We start from the raw sequence: 26,113 nt of genomic DNA, 5'->3' as shown, positions 1-26,113 counted from the left end.
GGCCAGATACGAGGAACCCTCGGCGCATGGGCAGATAGGTAATATCCGAGCACCCACTGACCGGCAACACATGCTTGCATGTGTGAGAGGGGAACTTGGTTCGGACGCTCTACCCGCAGACCTCTCAGCAGGTAGGGATACGTCTTGTGCCCTTTCGCATGCTTGCTGGTGTTGGGTTTTTGGTAGATCGGCATCAGCCCCATCAGGCGCATCAGCCGGCGTATCCGTTTCTCGTTCACCAAGTGGCCGTTCTGCGGGCTTACGCGGCCCCGCTGGGGCCACGGTCCCTTGAACTGCGCAAGTGCCAAGTCATCTGGCGGACACCGAAGAACGGCGTCTCCAGAAATTGCTCATCGATCCGCCGCATCAAGCTGAGGTTCTGCTCGGTCTCGCCCTTAGGCTTGTAATAGAATGACGAGCGCGAGATCGACAGCAACCTGCATTGCTGCCCAATGGACAAAATGGAATTATTCGGCTCAATCATGTCGCGCCTCACTTGCCGGTCCATGGTTTGAGCTTTCGTGACAAAGCCAAGGGGACCGTGGCCCCAGCGGGGCCGCGCAAGCCCCCGTACCGTTGGCCACGGCGTGCGCCCGCTCTCTCGAACGCATGGCGTTCGCGGGCTTACCCCACAATCTTGGCGTGGAGTTCTTTCACCTGTTCTTCATTGATCTCGGGATTCTTTTTGCCACCGCGTTCAAACACGCCGGAGGCGCCCTCAAGGAGCGCACGTTTCCATTGATGGATCATCGTCGGATGCACCCCGAACCGGCTCGCCAGCTCGGCGGCGGTCGCCTCGCCCTTCAAGGCTTCCAGCGCGACCTTCGCCTTAAATTCAGGCGCATGTTGTTTGCGGTTCGACATCTGCTGATCTCCTTCTCGTCGAAGATCAGCAGACTGTAAATCGTAGCTTACGTCACTGTCCGAATTTCGGGGGGTAGTTCATGTCGGAGAGTTCTCTACGCGGTTTTCCTACCAACGTTTTCGCTTTTCCGTCATAGACTACAAAGCCGATTGAGCCTGAATCCAAGTCAAACAAAGGCTTAACACGATATGAACCTGAACCTTCGTAGAGCACTTTAATACCTGGAAGTTCGCCCTTCATTGCTTTCTCGGAATTCGATTGTTCAAGATCAAGTTCCTGTATCAAGCTTGGTTTGGCAACTCTGTGGGGTTCTTGCTTGGAAATCGGAACGCGATATGCGGCAAACATGTGTTTATGTTTGGATATAAGTTTAAAGAACTCGCTGCCTTGTCCCATTGCTTGAGATGTTGTTCGCAGCAGTTCGTAGGTGCTCGAAATCCAGTAGCGCGATAATTGAATTTGTAATTTTGTTCGTGAATTGGGGTGGGCGCTGCGTTTGCCTGTGGCGCAAATATATCGCACCTGATCATCTTCCATCTCGCGAAGGAGACAATCAATTCTTGCGTCATGGTTCCCTGCATCATAGGGTGCATCGTTGCCGCGAAGTTGCTCCAATTTATGGTGCAGCGCTCGCCAACGATAATGGGTTTGTTCATGTTTTTCGCATGCCAGCCTGAATCCCAGTTCAATTAGCGCAATTGGATCATCCACTTGCTTACGCCCTTATTCAGTTTGACGTGCTTTTGAGAGTTGTAGCGCACAAAACTATAGTATTTTAGACAGTTTTTGGGCCGACCCCGGGCATTGTAGGTCGTCCTCTTTGGGCGCGTCGCCGCCATTAGCTGCGCGCTGAGTCAACGTCCGCTAAACGGAACTCGCCAGTCAAGGCATAGGGCGAGAGACATTGTGAACTTACTTTGCGTTGCCCCATACTGCGCGAAGTCGTCGAGAATGAGCGCCTAACTCAGTTGGGAAAAAGGTGTGCAAAATTTTGGTGTTTCGCATGGGTAAACAGCAAAGTTCCGCCGCGCTTTCTGCGGCAGCGCATCTCGCGCACCCATTGCTTATCTGTCGATCTGGGCAGCCATGATCGCAATCGCTTCCTGGTACACGGTTGCGGCATTCCATTCCTTTAAAACGGCGTAATTGGACTGGCCTTTTTGATAACCTTGCCCCGGACGCCAGCCCTTTTGGCGCAGGAAATTGGCGGTAGAGGCCAGTGCATCAATGCGGTTGTTCAGCTCCACCCGCCCGTTGCCATCCCCATCCACCCCGTATTTCAGCGCGTTGCCGGGCAAGAACTGCGTATGGCCCCATTCGCCATGTTTGGCTCCGACCGAATTGCCATCAATAGAGCCGCGATCCACCAGTATCAGCGCGGCCATCATATGCGGGCGAAAGAAATCGGAGCGGCGGCAATCATAGGTCAATGTAGAAATCGCCGAGACGATCCGCGTATTGCCCATATAGCTGCCAAAGGCGGTCTCCATTCCGTGGATCGCAACCAATATCCCCGCAGGCACGCCGTATCGTTGTTCTAGCGCGGCATAGAGTTGGGCATTATTGGCCTTTTGGCGGCGGCCCTGTTTGACGATGGTGGCCGCCCCGCGCACCTGCATGAATTTCTCGATCGAGTATTTGAAACTTTTCTGGTTGCGATCTGCCGAAATGGTTTCGCGCGAATAGCTGGTGGCCATCAGGGCCGCGATGCCGCGCTTGCCCACGCCTTGGGCGGCGGCCTCGGCGGCGATCTCGGATTTCCAGCGTTCATATCCACCGCCGGTGTCGGAGCAACTGGCCGCAACTGCGGCCCCCGCAGCCAAGCATAGGGCAGCGCCCAGCATCACAGGTTTCAGTGCAAACATGTTTCTACTCCAGAATCCTAAGTCTAGGGGAGTGTACGGTGATAGTGCGGCCATTCAAGGGCAGCTTTTGCAAAATGCATGATTGACCCGCCCCGGACCCTGTGCAACCGATGGCCTGATTGGCAGGGGGATCTAGGATGACAAAATGGGGGATAAGGACGCGGCAGTTTGGGGCGGGGTGGTGATGTTGACCAATTCCGATATCGCCGAGCTGACCGCGTTGCGCCATGAGCTGCACCGTTTTCCCGAGGTTTCCGGCATTGAGGCACAGACGGCCGTGCGTGTGGTGGCGGCTCTTGGCGGGATGGCCGATCAACTGGTCACGGGCTTGGGTGGTCACGGCGTGGCGGCGGTGTTTGACAGCGGCGCGCCGGGGCCAACGGTGCTGTTTCGGTGTGAGCTGGACGCGCTGCCGATTCAGGAATTGTCGGAGATCGCCCATCGTTCAACCATTCCCGGCGTGGCGCATCTTTGTGGACATGATGGACACATGGCCATTCTGCTGGGTCTTGCGCGTCTGCTCTCGCGCAAGCGGCCTGCGCGGGGGCGGGTGGTCTTGATGTTCCAGCCCGCCGAAGAGGATGGCTCTGGCGCGGCGGCGGTGGTGGCGGATGCCGGTTTTGCGGGGCTTAGGCCGGATTGGGCGTTTTCCTTGCATAATATGCCGGGGGTGCGGCTTGGCGAGTGCTGGCTGGCCGAGGGGCCGATGGCCTGTGCCTCGGTCGGGGTCAGGATCGCGCTGGAGGGCAAGACCAGCCATGCGGCCCAGCCCGAGCATGGTATCTCTCCGGCCTTGGCGCTGGCTGAATTGATCCCCGCGTTGGGGGCGCTCGGGACGGGCGGGGCGCTGTCGCCCGACTTCCGGCTGCTCACATTGACCCATGCGCAGATGGGGGAACCGGCCTTTGGCATCTCGCCCGCCCATGGAGAGCTGTGGGCGACCCTGCGCACGATGACGGACCCGCCGATGGCGGCGCTCAAGGCGCAGGTCTTTGAATTGGCGCAGGAGGCAGCAGAGAAACACGGGTTGGCACTGAGCACCAGCCTGCATGATGATTTCAAGGCCTGTGCCAATGATGCGCAGGCCACGGCCCATATCGCGGCGGCACTTGACGGGTTGGATATTGCCCATGCACCGGGTGGCCTGCCGATGCGCCCGTCCGAGGATTTCGGTGCCTTTGCGGGGCTGCCCGATTGCAAGATCGCCATGGTGATGTTGGGGGCGGGGCTGGACCACCCGTCGCTGCATAATCCCGACTATGATTTCCCTGATGATCTGATCGCGATTGGCACAAGGATCTTTTGCCGGATCGCCCGCGATATGCTGGGTTAGGGTATTTGGCATGAATTTTGTACCTGCGGCCCCGGAGTGGGTTGCACGGCTTGCCTATCGCGCGCCCACGGCCGATATATAGGGGATGAGTCTTCCAGCCGGTTTCCTTGATGAATTGCGCAGCCGCGTCTCCCTGTCCCAAGTTGTTGGGCGCAAGGTGGTTTGGGATATGCGTAAATCCAACCAAGGCAAGGGCGATATGTGGGCGCCATGCCCCTTTCATCAGGAGAAATCCCCCAGCTTTCATGTCGATGATCGCAAAGGGTTTTATTACTGCTTTGGCTGTCACGCCAAGGGCGATGCCCTGAATTTTGTCATGGAGACAGAGAACCTCGGGTTCATGGAGGCGGTAGAGCTTCTGGCCCGTGAGGCCGGTATGACGATGCCCGCCCGTGATCCGGCGGCCGCCAAGAAGGCCGACCGGCGCAGCCAATTGGCCGAGGTAATGGAAGAGGCGGTGAAATATTTCCGCCTGCAGTTGAAAACCGGTGGGGGTCAAACCGCGCGCGATTACCTTGACCGGCGCGGTCTCAAGGGGGATGCGCAAGAGCGTTGGCAGATCGGCTGGGCGCCCGATACGCGGCAAGGGGCCTTTGCTGCGCTGCAGGCAAAGGGGTTCGCGCCCGATTTGATCGTGGATGCGGGTATTTGTGCGACCCCCGATGATGGCCGCGCACCCTATGACCGGTTTCGCGGGCGCATTATTTTCCCGATCAGGGACGGGCGGGGCCGCGCCATCAGCCTTGGCGGCCGGTCGTTGGACCCGAACGCATGGGCAAAATATCTTAACGGACCAGAGACCGAGCTTTTCGACAAGGGGCGTAATCTTTTCAATCTTGGTCCCGCACGCGAGGCGGCGGGCAAGGGGGCGCCACTGCTTGTGGCCGAAGGTTATATGGATGTGATCGCCTTGGTCGAGGCGGGGTTCAAATCGACGGTGGCCCCCTTGGGCACGGCCGTGACCGAGGATCAGCTGCGGATGATGTGGCGGGTTTCCCCCGAGCCGATTATCGCGCTGGACGGTGATACGGCGGGTCTGCGGGCGGCGTTGCGGGTGGTGGATCTGGCCTTGCCGCTGATCGAGGCGGGGCAATCCTTGCGCTTTGCGGTGCTGCCTGCGGGGCTGGACCCTGATGACCTGCTCAAGGCGCAGGGCGCGGGGGCGATGCGGGCGGTGTTGGATGGGGCACAATCTATGGTCAACCTGCTGTGGCAACGAGAGACCGAAGGCCGCAGCTTTGACAGCCCCGAACGTAAGGCCGCGCTTGATAAGTCGCTGAACGACGCGATCATGCGCATCAAAGACGTTACGATCCGTAAGCATTATGAAACTACGATCAAAAGTCTCAGTTGGAAACTGTTCAGCCAGTCCCGCAAATCGACCCCGCGCAAGGAATGGATGCCCAACCAGCGCACCAAGGGCAAACCATGGCAGCCCGAACCGCGCCCCGTGGCGACGACAAAAACCTCGGCGCTGGTGATCGGCAATAGCGACGAGAGGGTGTTGGAGCAGATTATTCTCGGGGCGCTGCTTACCCACCCTGTCCTGACATCACGGTTTGAGCCGGTGCTGGAACGGCTCGAGTTTTCCGATCCGGTCGAGGATGATTTGCGGCTTGCCCTTTTGCACGGCGGCAGTGATGCCGAAGGGCTGGAAAAATTACTGGCAGAGCGGCGTACGGTGGTTGAAACCTTGTTTAACCAGAACCATGTCATGTCTGCTCCACCAATCCGCCGGGCCGATGATCTGGACTACGCCGAAATTTGTGTGGGGGATATGTTGCGCAAGCTGCGCACAGTGCGGGGTGGACGAAGAGAGGTGAGTGAGGCAGCCGAAGATATCGACGGCCTTGCGGATGAAGGGCTGACATGGCGGTTGACGCAGGCCAATGAGGCGCGTTTTACCGCCGCGAAAGGACCGCAGATGGCTAAGGGCGAGGGTTTCATCGCAGAAAACGGGGTAGAGATGGACCGCGAAGAGGTAGAAGAAGCCCGCAACTTGTGGGACCGAATCGATTTCGGTCGCAGCGGGCGTCCAAAGCGCTAGAAATTGCAGCAAAGGGCGATACGGAACCACTGGACGGCCTTTTAACTTCCATAAAAATGCTGATACATGGGGGAAATAGGGAAAAATGGGGTAAAAGCCTTTTCCCTCCCGTGATTCGCGCTAATGATTCGAATATTCGACCGAGTGATTCGGTTTTGCACACCAATCTATTCGGCCAAAGGAGCATCCATGGCAGCCAAAGACACCGACGACAGCAAGCAAAACAACGCTGAGGCCGATTCCTCGCTGGATATGAGCCAAGCTGCCATCAAGAAAATGATCGCGGATGCGCGTGAGCGTGGCTACATCACCTATGACCAGTTGAATGCGGTTCTTCCGCCCGAGCAGGTGTCGTCCGACCAGATCGAAGACGTGATGTCCATGCTGTCGGAAATGGGGATTCAGGTCACCGAAGAAGAAGAGATGGAAGACAGCGCCTCTGCCGGGGAACTGGTGGTTGCAGGGGCGGGTACGCGGGATGTAGCCCTATCGAGCGGTGCCACGGAAACGCTGGACCGCACGGATGATCCGGTGCGCATGTACTTGCGTGAAATGGGCAGCGTTGAATTGCTCTCTCGTGAGGGTGAGATTGCGATTGCCAAGCGGATCGAGGCTGGCCGCAATACTATGATCGCCGGGCTTTGCGAAAGCCCGTTGACGTTTCAGGCGATTACCATTTGGCGTGACGAGCTTTTGTCCGAAGATATTTTGTTGCGCGATGTGATTGACCTCGAATCCACCTTTGATCGCGGTATGGATGGCGAAGGTGAAGAGGGCCTGGTCAACGGTATGCCCAGTGGCGATGAGGCTGCGGCCGCTGCGCCCAAGCCGCAGTCCAATACGGGTCCGGAACTGGATGCCGATGGTAATCCACTGTCCAATAATGACGACGATGACGATGAGGATGAGGGCGCGAATATGTCGCTCGCGGCGATGGAAGCTGCCCTCAAGCCCCGGGTTCTGGAAACCCTGGAAGTCATCGCGCATGACTATGCCGAGCTTTCCGAGATGCAAGACTTGCGGATGTCCGCGACGATGAACCATTCCGACCGATTCACCAATAAGGAAGAGGACGCCTATCAAAAGCTGCGTTCGGAAATCGTTTTGTTGGTCAATGAGCTGCACCTGCATAACAACCGTATCGAAGCGCTGATTGACCAGCTATATGGTATCAACCGCCGGATTATGTCCATCAACTCCGGCATGGTGAAGCTGGCCGATCAGGCCCGGATCAACCGCCGTGAGTTCATCGAAGAATACCAAGGATATGAGCTGGACCCGACATGGTGCGACCGGATGGCCGCCAAGGATGGTCGTGGCTGGCAGGCCCTGATGGAGAAATCCCGCCCCAAAGTGGATGAGCTGCGCGAAGAAATGGCGCAGGTCGGGTCCTATGTCGGCGTTGATATTTCTGAGTTCCGCCGCATCGTCAATCAGGTGCAAAAGGGTGAAAAAGAAGCGCGTCAGGCCAAGAAGGAAATGGTCGAGGCGAACCTGCGCTTGGTGATTTCCATTGCCAAGAAATACACCAACCGTGGCCTGCAATTCCTTGATCTTATTCAGGAAGGCAACATCGGCCTGATGAAGGCCGTGGATAAGTTTGAATACCGCCGCGGCTACAAGTTCAGCACCTATGCGACTTGGTGGATCCGTCAGGCGATCACCCGCTCTATCGCGGATCAGGCGCGCACGATCCGTATTCCGGTCCATATGATCGAGACGATCAACAAGCTGGTGCGGACGGGGCGGCAGATGCTCCACGAAATCGGCCGCGAACCAACGCCCGAAGAATTGGCCGAAAAGCTGCAGATGCCGCTTGAGAAGGTCCGCAAGGTGATGAAAATCGCCAAAGAGCCAATCTCGCTTGAAACTCCGATCGGGGATGAGGAAGACAGCCAGCTTGGTGATTTCATCGAGGACAAGAACGCGGTGTTGCCATTGGATTCCGCCATTCAGGAAAACCTGAAGGAAACCACAACGCGGGTTCTGGCATCGCTTACCCCGCGCGAGGAGCGTGTTTTGCGGATGCGCTTTGGCATTGGTATGAACACGGACCACACCTTGGAAGAGGTCGGGCAGCAGTTCTCGGTAACCCGTGAACGTATTCGCCAGATTGAGGCAAAGGCCCTGCGCAAGCTCAAGCACCCAAGCAGGTCGCGTAAATTGCGTTCATTCCTGGATCAGTAAATGACAGGGCGGCTTTGGCCGCCCTTTTCTTTTGACAGATGTCAGGCTGTCCTTTTGGCTACCCGCTTCGAATACAGCCACATCGAACGGGCCACATCGCCCCAACACTTTTACGGACATCTCTGACACGTCTTCATCTATGGCAGCGGTTCAAAAAATTCGCCAGATGACGAACCATGGGTTCCGAGAAGACGGGTCAATCATGCGGCTCATTTTTGTAAACCCCTCCAATAGACCATCCCTTTCCGGCCGCTACGGCTTTGATGCTGTGAGATAAAAACGTCAGGCCAGAATCACGTGGTCCATTGCAATATCATGTGGCAGCGGGAAAATTGTTGGGATGGACTGGGCAGCAAAGCCGATCCCGATCACCCGAATACTGTGGCCCGCCGCACGGAACGCAGCCAATGTCCGGTCATAAAACCCGCCGCCATAGCCTAGGCGGAACTGCATCTGATCCACCCCAACGACCGGAGAAATAATGATGTCCGGGATAATGATGGGCGCGTCTGCGGGGGGAATCGGGATGTTCCAGACGCCGCGAATCAGTGCTGCATCGGATGTCCACTCGCGGAAAACCAGCGGGGCGGCTTTTTTCACCACGACCGGCAGGGCAATGTGCGCGCCTTCATTCTGCCGTGCCTTTGCCCAATCGCGCAGGTCGGGCTCTCCCTTGAACGGCCAATAGATGCCGATGGTTTGCGCAGATTCCTGCGTCAAGGCGTCCCTGATCGCGGTCCCTGCGTGTTGGCGGTCTGCAACCGGCATAGATTGGCGCAGGGCAATCAGGCGGGCACGCTCAGCAACACGCCAGCGCATCACATCGCGACGGGTCTCGGCGTCTTCGGGCATCTGGCACGGAGAGGACGCATAGGGCGCAGGTTCCATGGGGGTCTCCTTTCATAACGAAAGAATCGTAGCACGCGTTTCTGGAAAACCGGTCGATGAAAACGACTGTTGACAGAAAAGAGCACCTGAACGGTCACGCTTTGGCTGTTGCGGATGGGCGCTGTTTGACGGATTGAGCTGTCGGCGCATAGCCTGTGGGATCAAATGTCGCGTTCAGGGACAGGGCGTGCTTCAGCCTTTGATGATAGGCGTGGCGTGAGATTTCTATCGCACCGAGCGATGCAAGATGCGGGGTGATGAACTGGGTGTCAAAGAGCGTGAAGCCGCCGGCACGCAGACGATGAACCAGCCATGCCAATGCAAGCTTGGAGGCATCTGTTCGGCGCGAAAACATGCTTTCGCCGAAAAATGCGCCCCCGATGGCAACGCCATAGACCCCGCCGACCAGCCCGCCCATTTCCCACACCTCAAGACTATGAGCAAAACCTGCCTGATGCAGCACCTTGTAAAGGGCGAAAATTTCGGCGTTGATCCAGGTTTCCTCTCGGTCGGCACAGGCGGCAACCACGCCTTCAAAGTCATAATTGGTACGAATGCTATAGCCGCCGCGCGCAATCCGCCGTGACAGGCTGCGGGAGATGTGGAAACTGTCCAGATCAAAAATGCCGCGACGTTGCGGATCAACCCAATGCAGCACATCGGAGGTGCTGCTTTCCGCCATCGGAAACACCCCCGCCGCATAGGCCGAGAGTAAAAGCTGTGGGGTTATTGCGTCAGACATAGCAAGCGGGGGGCGCAATGGCCCCCCGATAGGTCAATGTGTGCCAAGCTGTGCATCCAGCCATTTTTCCAACCAGTGAATATTGTATTCACCGTTCTGGACGTCCGGTTCGGCCAGCAGGGCGTAAAACAACGGCACGGTGGTGTCGATACCGTCGATGATCAACTCGCCCAAGGCGCGGCGCAAACGGGCCAATGCCTCTGGCCGGTCACGCCCATGCACGATCAGCTTGCCGATAAGCGAATCGTAATAGGGCGGGATCGAATAGCCGCCATAAAGCGCGCTATCCATCCGCACCCCAAGACCGCCCGGCGCATGGAAGGTCCGCACCGTACCGGGGCAGGGAGAGAAATTCGGCAGTTTTTCAGCGTTGATCCGAACCTCGATCGCGTGACCGTTCAGCACAAGATCGTCTTGGGTAAAGGACATGCCCAGACCGGCCGCAACACGGATCTGTTCGCGCACCAGATCGACGCCAAATATCGCTTCGGTAACGGGGTGTTCAACCTGAAGCCTTGTGTTCATCTCGATAAAGAAGAACTCGCCGTCCTCATAGAGAAACTCCACCGTGCCTGCGCCGATATAGTTGATCTTGGCGACCGCTTCGGCACAGATTGTGCCAATATGGGCGCGCAACTCATCAGTGATGCAGGGGCCGGGGGCCTCTTCGAAAACCTTTTGGTGGCGGCGTTGCAGTGAACAGTCACGCTCCCCCAGATGCACCGCGTTGCCCTTGCCATCGCCAAAGACCTGGATCTCGATATGACGCGGTTTTTGCAGGTATTTCTCGATATAGACTTCGTCATTGCCAAAGGCGTTCTTGGCCTCGCTGCGCGCGGTGCGAAAGGCGACTTCAAGCTCTTCGGCGTTTTTGGCAACCTTCATGCCGCGGCCGCCGCCGCCTGCTGTGGCCTTGATGATGACCGGAAATCCGATGCCCTCGGCCACACCGATCGCATCCTCGAAACTGGCCACGCCGCCCTCGGATCCCGGCACGACCGGAATGCCAAGCGCCTTGGCGGTTTCCTTGGCCATGATCTTGTCGCCCATCACGCGGATATGTTCCGCCGAGGGGCCGATAAAGGTGATGTCATGGTCTTGCAGGGCTTGGGCAAATGCCTCGCTCTCCGACAAAAAGCCATAGCCGGGATGGACCGCTTGCGCGCCGGTAATCTCACAGGCCGAAATGATCGCGGCCTTATTAAGGTAGCTGGCGGTCGAGGATGCCGGGCCAATGCAAATGCTCTCATCGGCCATGCGGACATGCATCGCATCACTATCGGCAGTGGAATGCACAGCGACCGAGGCGATCCCCATCTCGCGGCAGGCGCGAATGACGCGTAGGGCAATTTCGCCCCGATTGGCGATCAGGATCTTGTCAAACATGGCTTGCCCCTTATTCGATGATCATCAGGGGTGCGCCGAATTCAACAGCACTCCCGTCTTCGACGAGGATCCGCTTGATGGTGCCCGCGCGCGGGGCGGGGATGTGGTTCATGGTTTTCATCGCTTCGATGATCAACACGGTCTGCCCTTCGCTTACCTGTGCGCCAACGGTTGCAAAGGGTGTCGCCCCCGGTTCAGCAGCAAGATAAGCCGTACCAACCATTGGCGATGTCAGCGCGCCCGGGTGTTGTGCGGGATCGTCAATGGCCACGGCAGGCACGCCGGCCGGGGCAGCAGGGGCGGATGGTGCCGCGACGGGGGCGGCGGCTGCAACCTGCACCACATTGGCCTGTTTGACCACGCGCACATCAAGGCTGTCGTCTTCGGCATAGTCGCGCTTGACCGAGATTTCGGTAAGCTCATTGGTATTAAGGATTTCGGCCAATGCCTGAATGAAGGCGACGTCTGCGTCCGTGGAATGTTTGCTCATACCGTCCTCTGGTAGCGTTTTCGGGGTATTGTTGCGCATATTGCAGCATCAAAATCCCGCTGATGTGGGGTCGTTATACGCTAGCGAGCCGGAGGAGAAAAGCACGAGTTGCGCTGACGGCGTGATCGGGCGGCATTTGTGATGCCTAAATTTACCATTTGATAAAATTTCAAGCCTGTGGCAGCCTTTTTTCAATCATATGAAAAAGGGGAGGGTTTACACGGTGTCGAACAGCCAGCTAACGCCCGGTATTGTACCGGGCCGTCTGCCCGCCGAAAGCTACATAAAAAATTTCGGTGACTTGGAACCTCTACTGGACAGGCATGAAGCGCTTGTTGCCGCGGACAGATGTTATTTTTGCCATGACGCGCCATGTATCACGGCCTGTCCGACCTCAATCGATATTCCTTTGTTCATTCGCCAGATCGCCACCGGCACAGCGGAGGCCGCGGCACAAACCATATGGGACCAGAATATCCTTGGCGGTATGTGCGCGCGGGTTTGTCCCACGGAACAGCTCTGCGAAGAGGTTTGTGTGCGTGAGGTCGCAGAGGGCAAGCCGGTGGAAATCGGCCGATTGCAGCGCTTTGCCACCGATAGGGTGATGGCGGCGGGGGTGCATCCGTTTACCCGTGCGGCGCCTTCGGGCAATCGTGTGGCTGTCGTGGGGGCCGGGCCTGCGGGGCTTGCCTGTGCGCACCGTTTGGCGATGCACGGGCATGAGGTCACCATTCTGGAGCGCCGCCCCAAAGCAGGCGGTCTCAATGAATACGGGATCGCCAGCTATAAAGCCCCCGATGATTTCGCAGCGCATGAGGTGGACTGGCTGCTGAAAATCGGCGGCATTACGGTGAAAACCGGCGTGGAGCTGGGACGCGATGTCACTTTGGACGCCTTGCGCAAGGATTATGACGCCGTGTTTCTGGGCATCGGCCTTGGCGGTGTAAATGATTTGCGCGTTGAGGGCGAAACTTTGGAGGGCGTGCGTGATGCGGTTGATTTCATCGCAGAGCTGCGCCAACAACCCGATAAGGCGAAACTTGGCATCGGGCGCCATGTTGTCGTGATCGGCGGCGGCATGACGGCGGTGGATGCGGCGGTGCAGTCGCGGCTGTTGGGGGCAGAGACGGTCACCATCGTTTACCGCCGCGGCAAGGACAGAATGAGCGCGAGCCTGCACGAGCAAGAACACGCCACACAGACCGGCGTCCGGATTATCTATAACGCCGCGCCCGTGGCGATCCGTGGTGAGGGCCGCGTAAGCGAGGTGGAGTTTGCCTATACCCAGGACGGGCCGGAGGGACTTGTGACATTGGCGGAACATTTCACCCTTGCGGCGGATCAGGTTTTCAAAGCCATCGGGCAAACCCTTTTGGCCCCTGCGGGTATGGCGGCGGATAAAAAACTGCCCGAGCGGCTTGCGGATAATCTGTGGGCTGGCGGAGATTGTACCGAAACGGGTGAGGATCTGACCGTAACCGCCGTTGCCCAAGGGCGCGACGCGGCCGAGGCGATTCACGCAGCAATCATGGGGGCGAAGGTCTAGCACCTCCGGAGGATAAACTTATGGCAAATCTTGCAACGAATTTTATCGGTATCAAATCGCCCAATCCGTTCTGGCTGGCCTCTGCCCCCCCGACGGATAAGGAATATAACGTCCGCCGCGCCTATGAGGCGGGCTGGGGCGGGGTGGTCTGGAAGACGCTTGGCTCTGAAGGGCCGCCGGTGGTGAATGTGAACGGCCCGCGATATGGCGCGGTCTGGGGGGCGGACCGGCGCTTGCTGGGGCTCAATAACATCGAACTCATTACCGACCGCCCGTTAGAGGTCAACCTGCGCGAGATCAAATCGGTCAAGCGTGACTATAAGGACCGCGCGCTGATCATCTCGCTTATGGTGCCCTGCGACGAGGATTCCTGGATCGATATCCTTAAGCGGATCGAGGATACCGAGGCTGACGGAGTAGAGCTTAACTTCGGCTGTCCGCACGGGATGGCGGAACGGGGGATGGGCTCTGCTGTGGGGCAGGTGCCGGAATATATCGAGATGGTGACGCGCTGGGTCAAAACGCACAGCCGCATGCCCTGCATCGTGAAACTGACCCCCAATATTTCCGATGTGCGCAAACCGGCCGAGGCGGCAAAACGCGGTGGCGCCGATGCGGTGAGCCTGATCAATACCGTCAACTCGATCACCTCGGTCAACCTCGACAGCTTCAGCCCCGAGCCGATGATCGACGGGAAGGGGTCGCATGGCGGCTATTGCGGTCCCGCGGTCAAGCCGATTGCGCTGAATATGGTTGCGGAAATTGCGCGTAATCCGGAAACCCACGGCCTGCCGATATCGGGCATCGGGGGGGTGACGACATGGCGCGATGCGGCGGAGTTTATGGCCTTGGGGGCCGGGAATGTGCAGGTTTGCACCGCGGCGATGACCTACGGGTTCAAGGTGGTCGAGGAAATGATCTCGGGCTTGTCACAATATCTGGATGAGAAAGAGATGACATCGACCGCCGATCTGGTGGGCAAGGCGGTGCCGAATGTCACCGATTGGCAATTCTTGAACCTGAACTATGTGACCAAGGCACGGATTGATCAGGAGGCTTGCATCAAATGCGGTCGTTGCTTTGCCGCCTGTGAGGACACAAGCCATCAGGCGATCTCCATGAGTGAAGATCGCGTGTTTGAAGTGATGGATGATGAATGCGTCGCCTGCAATCTGTGTGTTAATGTCTGTCCGGTTGAGGATTGCATCACAATGATCGAACTGCCGAGAGGAGAGATGGACACCCGCACTGGCGAAAGGGTTGGCGACTATGCAAACTGGACCACACACCCCAACAACCCCGGCGCAACGGCCGCGGAATAGGTGCTCTATGGCCGCAAGGTAGGTCTGGCCTTGGCCAGACCTACTGCTTTTCGCTGCCGTCCAATGAGGCGATCGCCGAGGCGTAACCAGAGGACGCGGCATTGACCTTGGCCGCTATTTGTGTCGCCAGACTGAGTTCGGCAGGTGAGGCCGGCGGGTTGGACAAAAGTGCGCGAATGATCGCGGACCTTTCACGCGGCTCATTGGCCGTCTCGGCAGCAGCGCGTGCCTCTTCCACACTCAACGGTGCGGGGAGCAGTGTCGCCTCTGCTTTGGATTCGACAGGTTTTTGTACTTCGACAATGGGTGCTGCTGGCGTTGTCGTACGCCCGGGAATTTGGAAGTCCATCTTTGCATTCCGATACCAATCAGGCCCCCGCCTTTATTTACAGTATCACAGCGCGCAACAGTTGCTAAAAGAAAATAGTTACGAGTTTATTGATCTGCCACTTGCAGTAGCCGCCGGAACAAAAGCTGCAAAAACCCGTCCGCCTCGGTGAACGGGTCGTGGTCGGGGCCCAGGACCGCGCGCACCTGGGTATCAAAATCCGCATAATGCTGGGTCAGCGCCCAGATTGAGAAGATCAGGTGGACAGGGGGCATCGGGGCAATTTTGCCTGCATCCATCCAGGTTTGCAGCACCTTTGTTTTCTCGGCGACCAAGGCCTTGAGGTCGGTTTCAATTGCCGCCCGCATATGGGGCGCACCTTGCAAAATCTCATTGGCGAACAGTCGGCTTTCACGGGGGTAGTCGCGGCTGATCTCCAGCTTGCTGCGAACATAGCCCATGATCTCTTCCATCGGATCGCCGTCCGGATCCATCGCGCGCAACGGGTCCAGCCAGGTGTCGAGGAGATTTCCCAAAAGCGCGGAATGCATCGCCTCCTTGGACGGGAAATAATAGAGAAGGTTCGGCTTGGACAGCCCCGCCACCTCTGCAATCTGGTCCAATGTTGCCCCGCGAAATCCCTTTGCCGAAAATACATCCAGCGCCGCATCCAGAATGGTTTCGGAATTCTTTTGCTGAATTCGGGTGCGTGGCCGGTTCATTTGCCATCCTGCTTCTGGGTCGGGTCCAAGCCGACGGATGACAAAGTCTAGACCGGCTTGGCAATTCGGTCAAACGCTTAGCTGACATGAAAAGCTATAATTAGGTACCTGATTTAAATAGGTAAAAACAAAAGTTATGAGATTGCCGCGTCTTGTGCCCAGCCAGTGCGAACCGGTTTGCGGCGTAGAATTAGCTGTGGGCAGCGGCATGACACAAGCAGGTCCTGGTGCGGGGCGTGCCGGTTTTTTAGCAGCCAAGGCTAGAACTGATGCAATTGCGGGCGCGTGGGATCTTGTCGCAAAACTGCGGCGAATTTTCTTGACCGGTTGGTCAGCTTGTGCTGCGCTGTGGCCCAAGCATATCTGCGCAAGAGCCCCGAATAAGGGCCTGCATTTAGGGAAGGTTGGAAAATGGCAGCACCGGGTGAAAATCTACGGATCAATGGCGAACGCTTGTGGGATAGCCTGATGGAAATGGCGCAGATCGGCCCCGGTGTTGCGGGTGGTAACAACCGCCAGACCCTGACCGATGAGGATGCCAAGGGCCGCGCCTTGTTCCAAAGCTGGTGTGAGGCTGCGGGTATGAGCATGGGTGTCGATACCATGGGCAATATGTTTGCCACGCGTGAGGGTACGGATGCAGACGCTTTGCCGGTCTATATGGGCAGCCACCTTGATACCCAGCCGACAGGCGGGAAATATGACGGGGTGCTCGGGGTCTTGGGCGCGCTGGAGGTTGTCCGCTCTATGAATGATGCAGGCATCAAGACCAAACATCCGATCGTCGTGACCAATTGGACGAACGAGGAAGGCGCGCGTTTTGCGCCTGCGATGTTGGCAAGCGGTGTTTTTGCCGGGATGCACAGTCAGGGATACGCTTACGACCGCCAGGACGGCGAGGGGCTGCGCTTTGGGGATGAGCTGGCGCGGATCGGCTGGGTCGGCGATGAAAAGGTCGGGGCGCGCAAGATGCACGCGATGATCGAGCTGCATATCGAGCAAGGCCCTATTCTGGAGGCCGAGGGCCGTGATGTCGGCGTTGTGACCCACGGGCAGGGCCTTTGGTGGTTGGAGATTACGCTGACGGGCAAGGATGCGCATACCGGCTCTACGCCGATGAACATGCGGGTCAATGCGGGTCTGGGCATGGCGCGGATCACCGAGGCCGTCCACCGCATCGCCATGAGCCATCAACCCGGTGCTGTAGGCGCTGTGGGACAGGTCAATGTTTATCCCAACAGCCGCAATGTGATCCCCGGCAAGGCGGTCTTTACCGTCGATATCCGCAGTCCCGATCAGGACAAGCTGGACGCGATGAAGGCCGAGGTGACGCGCGCCGCCCATGCGGTTGCCGCCGAACTGGGGCTTGGTGTCTCGATAGAGGACGTCGGCCATTTCGACCCCGTCACCTTTGACGCGGACCTTGTGAAAGTGGTGCGCGCTGCGGCAGAGCGGCTTGGCTACAGCCATATGGATCTGATTTCGGGCGCGGGCCATGATGCTTGCTGGATCAACCGCGTGGCGCCGACCGTGATGATCATGTGTCCTTGCGTGGACGGCCTTAGCCATAACGAGGCCGAGGAAATCAGCCCCGAATGGGCGGCAGCGGGCACCGATGTGATGTTCCATACAGTGCTGGAGGTGGCAGGCGTGGTGGCCTGAGGGCCGTCACCATCGGCCATTCGGCCAGACAGGTTTTACGCGGATAGGGGAGACTGACGGATGAGTACGGTGATCAAAGGCGGCACGGTTGTAACCCATGATCTGACCTATACGGCGGATGTCTTGATCGAAGGCGGCAAGATCGCCGCCATCGGGCCATCGCTTGCGGGCGATGAGGTGCTGGACGCTACGGGGTGTTACATCATGCCCGGCGGGATTGACCCGCATACCCATCTGGAGATGCCCTTCATGGGCACCTACTCCACCGACGATTTCGAATCCGGTACCCGCGCGGCGCTTGCGGGTGGCACCACGATGGTCATCGACTTTGCGCTGCCTGCGCCGGGTCAGGGGCTCTTGGATGCGCTGGATATGTGGCACAATAAATCGGGCCGCGCGCATTGCGATTACTCCTATCATATGGCGATCACCTGGTGGGGCGAGAAGGTCTTTGATGACATGGCCAAGGTTGTCGACAAGGGCATCACCAGCTTCAAGCATTTCCTCGCCTATAAGGGCGCGTTGATGGTCAATGATGATGAGCTTTATTCCAGCTTTCAGCGGGTGCATGATCTGGGCGCGATTGCGATGGTTCATGCCGAAAACGGGGATGTAGTGGCCGAAATGTCCGCGCGCCTTTTGGCTGAGGGCAACACCGGCCCCGAGGCGCACGCCTATTCCCGTCCGACGCAGGTTGAGGGCGAGGCCACAAACCGTGCCATCATGATCGCCGATATGGCGGGCGCGCCGCTTTATGTGGTGCATACCTCTTGTGAAGAAAGCCATGAGGCGATCCGCCGTGCGCGCCAGCAGGGCAAACGCGTCTGGGGGGAGCCGCTTATCCAGCATCTGACCTTGGACGAGAGCGAGTATTTCAACCCCGATTGGGACCATGCCGCCCGCCGTGTGATGTCGCCGCCGTTCCGCAATAAAATGCATCAAGACAGCCTCTGGGCGGGATTGTCGGCAGGCTCGCTCTCGGTTGTGGCCACCGATCACTGTGCCTTTAGCACGGAACAAAAACGCTTTGGTGTGGGTGATTTCACCAAGATCCCCAATGGCACCGGCGGGCTGGAGGACCGGATGCCGATGCTTTGGACCTACGGCGTGAACACGGGCCGGATCACGATGAATGAATTTGTGGCGGCCACCTCGACCAATGCGGCGAAAATCTTTGGGATGTATCCGCGAAAAGGGGCCGTGGCCGTGGGGTCGGATGCCGATCTGGTGGTCTGGGACCCGCAAAAGGAAAAGGTCATCACCGCAGGCGCGCAGCAATCGGCCATTGATTACAACGTGTTTGAGGGTAAAGCCGTCAAAGGCCTGCCGCGCTTTACGCTCAGCCGAGGCCATGTCGCGGTGCATGACGGCGAGATGCGCAGCAAGGAGGGCCACGGTGAATTTGTCGCCCGCACGCCCAATGGGGCGGTGAACCGCGCGCTAAGCCAGTGGAAAGAGTTGACCGCACCACGCCCCGTCGAACGGTCCGGCATACCGGCCAGCGGGGTTTGATTGCGATGCGCCAATCCGGGGTCCAGCACAAGGAAGCACTATGACGGAGAAAGCGACCCCGGCGGTGATCACGGCCAACGATGTGGAGCTGACGTTCCAGACCTCTGACGGGCCGGTCCATGCGTTGACGGGGGTGAACCTTACGATTGAAAAAGGGGATTTCGTCAGCTTCATCGGCCCGTCAGGCTGTGGCAAGACCACTTTCCTGCGCTGTATCGCGGGCTTGGAGACCCCCACGGGCGGCGAGCTGAGCGTGAACGGGATGAGCGCGGATGAGGCGCGCCGCGCCCGCGCATATGGCTATGTGTTTCAGGCGGCGGGGCTTTACCCTTGGCGCACAATCGGCGGCAACATCCGCCTTCCGCTTGAGATCATGGGGTTTTCGCGCGCCGATCAGGACCAGCGGGTGGAGCGCGTTCTGGAACTGGTGGACCTGAAGGGCTTTGGCAAGAAATTCCCTTGGCAGTTGTCGGGCGGGATGCAGCAGCGGGCCAGCATCGCGCGCGCCTTGGCCTTTGATGCGGAAATCCTGCTGATGGATGAACCCTTTGGCGCGCTTGATGAAATTGTGCGCGACCACCTGAATGAAGAGCTGCTCAAACTTTGGGCGCGGACCGAAAAGACCATCGCCTTTGTCACCCATTCCATCCCCGAGGCGGTCTATCTAAGCACTAAAATCGTGGTGATGAGTCCCCGACCGGGCCGAATTGCCGATGTGATCGAAAGCCCGCTACCGCGCATCCGCCCCTTGGATATACGCGACAGCGCGGCGTTCATCGAGGTGGCGCACCGTGTGCGCGAAGGGTTGAGAGCGGGGCATTCTGATGATGTCTAATCCCACCCTTTGCCCCACCCTTTGCACGGCGCAGAAAACCGGAGGCCGGGGATGAAAACGATTGGCCCGGTTCTAGTGGTTTTGGGGTGTATCCTTGCGATCTGGTATGGGGCGGCCGTTTTGCTCAATGCGCAATGGGAACGCGATCAGGCCGCGCGGGCCGATAGCACGATCGGCTGGGCCGAGATTGTGCCGCGTACCATGGCCCAAGAGCGGCCCGTGCTGCCGGTCCCGCATCAGGTCGCCGCAGAACTATGGAAACTGACTTGGGGAGAGGAGGTTCACGGACGCAAGGGGTTGGTGCGGTCGGGCAGCCTGTCGAACCGCGGGTTGTTGCTGCATGCGTGGGTGACATTTTCTGCAACGCTTTTGGGCTTTGCGATTGGCTCGGGCTTCGGGATCTTGCTGGCCGTGGGCATTGTGTACAACAAGGCGATGGATGCCTCGGTGATGCCTTGGGCAATCGCCAGCCAGACCATCCCGATTGTCGCCATCGCGCCGATGATTGTGGTGGTCCTGAATGCGGTGGGCGTTTCGGGGCTGCTGCCCAAGGCGCTTATCGCGGCTTATCTGAGCTTTTTTCCCGTTGTGGTTGGCATGGTCAAGGGGCAGCGCGCGCCCGATGCGATGCAGCTGGACCTGCTGCGCACCTATAATGCAACGCCCGCGCAGGGGCTTTGGAAGCTGCGGTTTCCGGCCTCTATGCCCTATCTGTTTGCCAGCCTGAAGGTGGGGGTTGCGGCCTCATTGGTGGGAACGATCGTGGCCGAGATGCCTTTGGGCGGGGCGGGCTTGGGCACGCGCTTGCTGGCCGGATCTTACTACGGGCAGACCATCCAGATTTGGGCCACCCTGTTTGTGGCGGCAAGTCTTGCAGCGGCCTCGGTGATTTTGATCGGTGCACTACAGCGCGGAACCCTTAAACGGATGGGGTTCGGGCGATGAAGGGCAAAGCGGTTTATCTGCGCGGAGTTGCGGCGATCACGGCCTTGATCGGTGCCGGATTTGCGGCGCTGGGGCATGATACCTTGGGGGCGGTCGCGTTGCTTGGGGTGATGCTCTTTGCGGTGCTGGCAGGGCGGCCGGTGATGGCCTTTGCCTATCTGTTGATTGCAGCTTGGCTTGGGGTTGGGGTGTTGGACGCGCAGGGTTTTACTGCGCTGACTTGGCTTTCGGTGATTCTGGTATGGATCTTGGCATGGATCGCAGTGTCGCTATTGGTTGAGCTACGGGTCCGACATCCGCTGGCGACCCGTGCATTGCGGCTTTTGGCGCCTTTGGTATTCGGGGCAGCGGTGCTGTGGCTCTGGGAGATTGCGGTGCTGGGGCTTGAAGTTTCGCCCGTATTCGTACCGGCGCCAAGCGCGATTGCCGCACGGTTTGCCAGCAGCCTTGACGTGCTGTGGGGCGATTTCGTGCAAACCTTCGTCAAGGGCGCGCTCAGCGGTTATGCCATGGGGTGCAGTGCCGCCGTGCTGGCCGCAGTGGCGGTGGACCGCTCCCCGTTTTTGCAGCGCGGGTTGCTGCCGGTGGCCAATTTCGTTGCGGCCCTGCCAATCGTGGGCATCGCGCCGATCTTGGTGATGTGGTTCGGTTTTGACTGGCACTCCAAGGCGGCGGTGGTTGTCGTCATGGTGTTTTTCCCAGTGCTCGTGAACACGGTCGAAGGCTTGCAGGCCAGCGACAAGATGCAGCGCGACCTGATGGCCACCTATTCGGCAAGCTATTGGCAAGGGCTTTTCAAGCTGCGGCTGCCTGCGGCGATGCCCTTTGTTTTCAACGGGCTAAAGATCGCGACGACCCTGGCGATGATCGGCGCAATCGTGGCCGAATTCTTTGGCAGCCCGACGCAAGGTATGGGCTTTCGCATTAGCACCGAGGTTGGCCGGTTAGGGCTTGATATGGTCTGGTCAGAGATTGCAGTGGCGGCACTGGCTGGATCGGCCTTTTACGCCGTCGTTGCGATGATCGAAAAAGGGGTGACATTCTGGCACCCTTCACAGAGGGGCCGCTGAACGGCCCCATAGGGGAGACTGGAAATGAACAAGCTACTTACTTCTGTTGCGGTGATCTTGATGGCCGGAACTGCGCAGGCAGCCGATGATGTCACGCTACAGCTCAAATGGGTCACGCAGGCGCAGTTTGGCGGGTATTATGCCGCCCTTGAGAACGGGTTTTACGACGATGAAGGGCTGAATGTCACCATCAAGGCGGGCGGGCCGGATGTGGCGCCGGTGCAGGTTTTGATGGGCGGCGGTGCAGATGTGATGGTCGACTGGATGCCATCGGCGCTGGCCGCGCGCGAACAGGGCGCGCCGGTGGTCAATATCGCGCAGCCCTACAAAGCCTCGGGGATGATGCTGACCTGTCTGAAGGAAAACGGTGTGACCAGTCCGGATGATTTCAAGGGCAAGACACTTGGCGTTTGGTTCTTTGGTAATGAATACCCTTTCCTGAGCTGGATGAGCACGCTTGGCATCCCGACCGAGGGCGGGCCTGACGGGGTTGAGGTCCTCAAGCAGGGGTTCAACGTGGACCCATTGCTGCAAAAGCAGGCGGCCTGCATTTCGACCATGACCTATAATGAATATTGGCAGGTCATTGATGCAGGCATCGGCGAAGAGGATCTGATTACCTTCAAATATGAGGATGAAGGGGTCTCTACGCTTGAAGACGGGCTTTATGTGCTGGAAGAAAACCTGAAGGACCCAGCCTTTGAGGATAAGATGGTCCGCTTTGTGCGTGCCTCGATGAAGGGCTGGAAATGGGCCGAAGAGAACACCGATGAGGCTGCTATGATGGTCTTGGACAATGACGAGACCGGCGCGCAGACCGAAAGCCACCAAAAGCGGATGATGGCAGAAGTGGCCAAGCTGACGGCGGGCAGCAATGGTGCGCTGGATCTGGCGGATTATGAGCGCACGGTGGCGACCTTGTTGGGCGGTGGTTCCGATCCGGTAATTTCTAAGGAACCGGAGGGTGCCTATACTTTGGCAATTACGGATAAGGCCTTTCCATAAGCCCTAGTTGCCTGATGTGCGGCCAAGCCCCGATCGTCAGGGCTTGGCCGTTTTTATTTGGTGTTACAGGCCCAAGAGGGATTTGGCCTGTGCCGCTGCATTTTCAGCGGTGATGCCGAACTCTTCATAAAGACGCTCTGCCGGGGCCGAGGCGCCAAAGCTGTCCATCCCGACGAAGGCGGCTTTTTGTTCGCGGCCACCCTGACCCAACAGCCATTTGTCCCAGCCGGTGCGAACGCCGGCCTCGATTGCGACCCGCACGGGGCCGGGGGGCAGGATCTTGCGGCGATAGGCGTCGTCTTGCTCGGCAAACAGCTCCATACAAGGCATGGACACCACGCGGGCACCAATGCCCTCGGCCTCCAACAGCGCGCGGGCCTTAACCGCGATCTCGACCTCAGAGCCGGTCGCGATCAGGATCACCTGACGCTTGGCCTCGGCCTCTTGCAGCACATAGGCGCCTTTGGCGACGAGGTTCTGGTTGACGTGTTTGCTGCGCACCGCGGGCAGCCCCTGACGCGACAAGGCCATGACCGAAGGGGTCTTGGTTTGCGACAGCGCCACTTCCCAGGCCTCGGCGGTTTCCACCTGATCGGCAGGGCGCAGAACAAGCGTATTGGGGGTGGCGCGGCTGATCGCCAGATGTTCAACGGGCTGGTGGGTCGGGCCATCCTCACCCAGACCGATGGAGTCGTGGGTCATCACATAGACCACAGGAACCCCCATCAGCGCCGAAAGCCGCATCGCAGGGCGCGCGTAATCGGTAAAGCACATGAAGGTGCCCGAATAGGGCCGCACACCGCCATGCAGCGCCATGCCGTTCATCGCCGCCGCCATGCCATGTTCGCGGATGCCGTAATAGACATAGCGTCCGGCCCGGTTTTCAGGCGAGAACATACCCAGATCGCCGGTCTTGGTGTTATTGGACCCGGTCAGATCGGCCGAGCCGCCTATGGTTTCCTTCATCACCGGATTGATAACCTCCAACGCCTTTTCAGACGCGGCGCGGGTGGCGAGCTTCGGCATGGTTTCCACCGCCTGCTTTTTCAACGCGCGCACGATGGCTGCCAGCTTATTCGGCGCCTCACGTTTGAAGCTGCGGGTGAATTCGGCCTTGCGGGTGTCGGAGAGCGTGTCAAAACGGCCCTCCCATGCCTTGCGGGTATCCAGACCGCGGGCGCCGATTGCCTCCCATGCCTGTTTGATATCGGCAGGGATTTCAAAGGGACCGTGGGGCCAGCCATAAACCTTGCGGGTTTCTGCGATCAGCTCGGGCGAGGTGAGCGCGCCGTGACCCTTGGAAGTGTCCTGCGCCGAAGAGCCCAATGCGATATGGGTTTTGCAGGCGATCATTGCCGGACGCGGGGTTTTCTTGGCGGCGGTGATGGCGCGGTCGATATCCACCGGATCATGGCCGTCACATTCGAAGACATCCCAACCGCTTGCGGCAAAGCGGGCCTTTTGGTCGGTGATGTCGGACAGGGATACCTTGCCGTCGATGGTGATGTCGTTGTTGTCCCACATTACGATCAGGCGCGACAGCTCATGCTTGCCGGCAAGGCCGATCGCCTCTTGGCTGACGCCTTCCATCAAACAACCGTCACCCGCGATGACATAGGTGAAGTGGTCGATGACCTTGGCACCCCAGCGCGCGCGCAGATGTTCCTCGGCCATGGCAAAACCGACGGCATTGGAAATGCCCTGACCCAGCGGGCCGGTTGTGGTCTCAATTCCTGTTGCATGGCCGTATTCGGGGTGACCGGCCGTGATCGCGCCCCATTGGCGGAAGTTCTTGATCTGATCCAGCGTCATATCGGCATAGCCTGTCAGATGCAGCAGCGAATAGAGCAGCATGGAGCCATGCCCCGCCGACAGGATAAAACGGTCCCGGTCGGGCCAATGTGGTGCCAGCGGATCAAACTTCAGGTGTTTTTCAAAAAGCACCGTGGCCACATCCGCCATCCCCATCGGCATGCCCGAGTGGCCGGAGTTGGCAGCAGCAACCGCATCCAGTGTGAGCGTACGAATGGCACAGGCCTTGTTCCAATGGTCGGGGTGCTGTGCGCGCAGTGTGGCAATATCCAAAGCTCTGATCCTTCGTCGATGAGGCGATCCGGGGTGGCACGTCATGTGCGTTTGCCGGACAGGCGGTGCGGTTGTCGGGTGGGCGGGCCGATTAGCCCCTTGTTCAAGTGTTCTGTAGGTGAATAACAGCCTTGACGGCAAGATCAAGCACGTCCAGCAACCGCTTGATCCTAAAGGGGGGCGCATTTAACTGTATCTTTGGGATAAGATCGACAAAAGGATTGGCGCAGGCGATTCGGACGGTGCAAGACAGACGTGACACAGAGCAGAATAATCCGGTATTACGACAGAACAGAATTCAAGGCGCCGGTTCAGTGTGCCAAAAGACCAAAAAGGCAAAGGGGCATTTGAATGAGTGACCACAGCAACATAGCCGAGCTTGAACGCCGGATCACAGCGGCACTTGCCCGGATCGGTGCGGGGCTGGATAATCTGGCCGATGCGCCGACGGAGCAGGCCCCAAGCGTTGACGTGACCGCGTTTGAGGCGGAAATCAGCCGCTTGAAGGCTGCACTTGCGGCAGAGCAGGCGACGGTGGCCGAACTGACCAAAAAGCTGGAATTGGCAAGCAAAGCTCCGCCCCAGCCCGCAGTAGATCCCAAAGTCGCCAAGATGACGCAACAGCTTGATATCCAGGGGCTGGAGCTGCAACGCATGCGCAAATCAACCGTGCAACTGCGTGAACATCTGCGGGTTTTGCATGAGGCGGCGGTCGAAAATATGGTCGATCCCCAGCTGATCAACAAAGCGATGCAGGCAGAGCTGGAATCCCTGCGCGCCACACGCCAAACCGAAACCGCCGAAATGGATGAGATTCTGGCCGAGTTGAAACCGCTGATTGAGGAGGCCCGCGCCAATGGCTGAACTGGAGATTACAATCGGGGGCCGCAACTTTATGGTAGCCTGCCAAGAGGGCGAGGAACATTTCTTGCAAACCGCCGCGTCCATGCTCAACAGTGAGGCCGATCCCTTGGTGTCGCAGATGGGCCGCCTGCCCGAGGGGCGTATGCTGTTGATGGCGGGGCTGATGCTCGCCGATCGAACCGCATCGGTCGAAGATCAAAACCGGGTGCTAAAAGCCCGTGTCGAAGAGCTGGAAAATAAGCCGACGCCGGAACCGCAACAGATCGAAATCCCCGTTATCCCGCCGCAAATCCCTGAAACCATGGCCGAAATTGCTGCACGTGCAGAGGCGCTGGCCGATAAGGTTGAGGAAAAGACCAAAGCCTGACGTGGGCTCTACACGTGGTGGTGACTCTATTTAAGCGTAACGGCAGG

General features: G+C 58.6%; 23 protein-coding genes and 2 pseudogenes. 13 read left to right on the top strand and 12 right to left on the bottom strand.

The features are described from left to right. The 5 genes and pseudogenes from AKU94_RS19805 to AKU94_RS16340 form a co-directional block, all read right to left on the bottom strand. Positions 1 to 239 (bottom strand): annotated as a pseudogene (locus AKU94_RS19805) (hypothetical protein); the annotation flags it as partial. A gap of 20 nt (positions 240 to 259) precedes the next feature. Further along, entirely contained in the window at positions 260 to 484 is a 225-nt protein-coding gene (locus AKU94_RS19375) for a hypothetical protein (RefSeq protein WP_157056422.1), read from the bottom strand. A gap of 214 nt (positions 485 to 698) precedes the next feature. Then, a pseudogene (locus AKU94_RS16350) lies at positions 699 to 864 on the bottom strand (transposase); the annotation flags it as partial. Positions 865 to 916: 52 nt separating this feature from the next. Further along, entirely contained in the window at positions 917 to 1,576 is a 660-nt protein-coding gene (locus AKU94_RS19800; RefSeq protein ID WP_157056581.1) for a hypothetical protein, read from the bottom strand. A gap of 353 nt (positions 1,577 to 1,929) precedes the next feature. After that, entirely contained in the window at positions 1,930 to 2,730 is an 801-nt protein-coding gene (locus AKU94_RS16340; protein ID WP_157056580.1) for a lytic murein transglycosylase, read from the bottom strand. Positions 2,731 to 2,875: 145 nt separating this feature from the next. Here AKU94_RS16340 and AKU94_RS16335 point away from each other — a divergent pair, with 145 nt between their 5' ends. The 3 genes from AKU94_RS16335 to rpoD all read left to right on the top strand — a co-directional run bounded on the left by AKU94_RS16335 (position 2,876) and on the right by rpoD (position 8,297). Continuing rightward, positions 2,876 to 4,063: an amidohydrolase gene (locus AKU94_RS16335; RefSeq protein WP_232295784.1), complete on the top strand. Its 1,188-nt coding sequence runs from the start codon at positions 2,876 to 2,878 to the stop codon at positions 4,061 to 4,063. A gap of 85 nt (positions 4,064 to 4,148) precedes the next feature. Next, positions 4,149 to 6,110, top strand: a complete 1,962-nt coding sequence (dnaG, locus tag AKU94_RS16330; RefSeq protein WP_050528320.1) for a DNA primase — start codon at positions 4,149 to 4,151, stop codon at positions 6,108 to 6,110. A gap of 189 nt (positions 6,111 to 6,299) precedes the next feature. Beyond that, positions 6,300 to 8,297, top strand: a complete 1,998-nt coding sequence (rpoD, locus tag AKU94_RS16325) for an RNA polymerase sigma factor RpoD (RefSeq protein ID WP_050528319.1) — start codon at positions 6,300 to 6,302, stop codon at positions 8,295 to 8,297. A 282-nt stretch (positions 8,298 to 8,579) separates the two neighbouring features. On the opposite strand, the gene AKU94_RS16320 is transcribed toward rpoD, so the two are convergent. The 4 genes from AKU94_RS16320 to accB all read right to left on the bottom strand — a co-directional run bounded on the left by AKU94_RS16320 (position 8,580) and on the right by accB (position 11,803). Next, entirely contained in the window at positions 8,580 to 9,185 is a 606-nt protein-coding gene (locus tag AKU94_RS16320) for a 5-formyltetrahydrofolate cyclo-ligase (protein WP_050528318.1), read from the bottom strand. Positions 9,186 to 9,279: 94 nt separating this feature from the next. After that, a complete protein-coding gene (gene aat / locus AKU94_RS16315) occupies positions 9,280 to 9,945 on the bottom strand; it encodes a leucyl/phenylalanyl-tRNA--protein transferase (protein ID WP_050528317.1) in 666 nt (221 codons plus the stop codon). A gap of 15 nt (positions 9,946 to 9,960) precedes the next feature. Then, on the bottom strand, positions 9,961 to 11,313 hold the full coding sequence (gene accC, locus AKU94_RS16310) for an acetyl-CoA carboxylase biotin carboxylase subunit (protein ID WP_050528316.1): 1,353 nt from the start codon (positions 11,311 to 11,313) through the stop codon (positions 9,961 to 9,963). A gap of 10 nt (positions 11,314 to 11,323) precedes the next feature. Next, positions 11,324 to 11,803: an acetyl-CoA carboxylase biotin carboxyl carrier protein gene (accB, locus tag AKU94_RS16305; protein WP_050528315.1), complete on the bottom strand. Its 480-nt coding sequence runs from the start codon at positions 11,801 to 11,803 to the stop codon at positions 11,324 to 11,326. A gap of 223 nt (positions 11,804 to 12,026) precedes the next feature. Between accB and AKU94_RS16300 the strand changes: the two genes are divergently transcribed. Further along, complete coding sequence (locus tag AKU94_RS16300; protein WP_157056578.1) at positions 12,027 to 13,349, top strand: NAD(P)-dependent oxidoreductase; 1,323 nt, start codon at positions 12,027 to 12,029, stop codon at positions 13,347 to 13,349. 20 nt (positions 13,350 to 13,369) lie between these two features. After that, positions 13,370 to 14,671 carry an NAD-dependent dihydropyrimidine dehydrogenase subunit PreA gene (gene preA / locus AKU94_RS16295; RefSeq protein WP_050528313.1) on the top strand — a complete coding sequence of 434 codons (1,302 nt, stop codon included), beginning with the start codon at positions 13,370 to 13,372 and terminating at the stop codon, positions 14,669 to 14,671. Positions 14,672 to 14,711: 40 nt separating this feature from the next. On the opposite strand, the gene AKU94_RS16290 is transcribed toward preA, so the two are convergent. Beyond that, positions 14,712 to 15,020 carry a hypothetical protein gene (locus AKU94_RS16290; protein WP_050528312.1) on the bottom strand — a complete coding sequence of 103 codons (309 nt, stop codon included), beginning with the start codon at positions 15,018 to 15,020 and terminating at the stop codon, positions 14,712 to 14,714. A gap of 86 nt (positions 15,021 to 15,106) precedes the next feature. Beyond that, entirely contained in the window at positions 15,107 to 15,721 is a 615-nt protein-coding gene (locus tag AKU94_RS16285) for a TetR family transcriptional regulator C-terminal domain-containing protein (protein ID WP_050528311.1), read from the bottom strand. 411 nt (positions 15,722 to 16,132) lie between these two features. Between AKU94_RS16285 and AKU94_RS16280 the strand changes: the two genes are divergently transcribed. The 6 genes from AKU94_RS16280 (at position 16,133) to AKU94_RS16255 (ending at position 22,750) form a co-directional block, all read left to right on the top strand. Then, entirely contained in the window at positions 16,133 to 17,383 is a 1,251-nt protein-coding gene (locus AKU94_RS16280; protein WP_050528310.1) for a Zn-dependent hydrolase, read from the top strand. A gap of 60 nt (positions 17,384 to 17,443) precedes the next feature. Then, a complete protein-coding gene (gene hydA, locus AKU94_RS16275; RefSeq protein WP_050528309.1) occupies positions 17,444 to 18,895 on the top strand; it encodes a dihydropyrimidinase in 1,452 nt (483 codons plus the stop codon). Between the two features lie 40 nt (positions 18,896 to 18,935). Next, positions 18,936 to 19,730 carry an ABC transporter ATP-binding protein gene (locus tag AKU94_RS16270; protein ID WP_050528308.1) on the top strand — a complete coding sequence of 265 codons (795 nt, stop codon included), beginning with the start codon at positions 18,936 to 18,938 and terminating at the stop codon, positions 19,728 to 19,730. A gap of 51 nt (positions 19,731 to 19,781) precedes the next feature. Further along, positions 19,782 to 20,675 carry an ABC transporter permease gene (locus AKU94_RS16265; protein WP_050528307.1) on the top strand — a complete coding sequence of 298 codons (894 nt, stop codon included), beginning with the start codon at positions 19,782 to 19,784 and terminating at the stop codon, positions 20,673 to 20,675. A gap of 215 nt (positions 20,676 to 20,890) precedes the next feature. Then, positions 20,891 to 21,745 carry an ABC transporter permease gene (locus AKU94_RS16260; RefSeq protein ID WP_083445104.1) on the top strand — a complete coding sequence of 285 codons (855 nt, stop codon included), beginning with the start codon at positions 20,891 to 20,893 and terminating at the stop codon, positions 21,743 to 21,745. Positions 21,746 to 21,769: 24 nt separating this feature from the next. Then, positions 21,770 to 22,750, top strand: coding sequence for an ABC transporter substrate-binding protein (locus tag AKU94_RS16255; protein ID WP_050528306.1), 981 nt, complete (start codon positions 21,770 to 21,772; stop codon positions 22,748 to 22,750). A gap of 63 nt (positions 22,751 to 22,813) precedes the next feature. Here AKU94_RS16255 and tkt read toward each other — a convergent pair whose 3' ends face one another. After that, on the bottom strand, positions 22,814 to 24,835 hold the full coding sequence (gene tkt, locus AKU94_RS16250; RefSeq protein WP_050528305.1) for a transketolase: 2,022 nt from the start codon (positions 24,833 to 24,835) through the stop codon (positions 22,814 to 22,816). A gap of 351 nt (positions 24,836 to 25,186) precedes the next feature. On the opposite strand from tkt, the gene AKU94_RS16245 reads away from it, so the two are divergent. Then, positions 25,187 to 25,699, top strand: a complete 513-nt coding sequence (locus AKU94_RS16245; protein WP_050528304.1) for a hypothetical protein — start codon at positions 25,187 to 25,189, stop codon at positions 25,697 to 25,699. Continuing rightward, a complete protein-coding gene (locus AKU94_RS16240; protein WP_050528303.1) occupies positions 25,692 to 26,066 on the top strand; it encodes a cell division protein ZapA in 375 nt (124 codons plus the stop codon). The genes AKU94_RS16245 and AKU94_RS16240 overlap by 8 nt, the downstream gene beginning before the upstream one ends. The last annotated feature ends 47 nt before the right edge of the window (positions 26,067 to 26,113 follow it).

This window comes from Pseudorhodobacter aquimaris, assembly GCF_001202025.1.
Lineage (GTDB): Bacteria > Pseudomonadota > Alphaproteobacteria > Rhodobacterales > Rhodobacteraceae > Pseudorhodobacter > Pseudorhodobacter aquimaris.
Note: the sequence above shows the minus strand (reverse complement) of the source record. Positions and strands in the feature narration are given on the sequence as shown.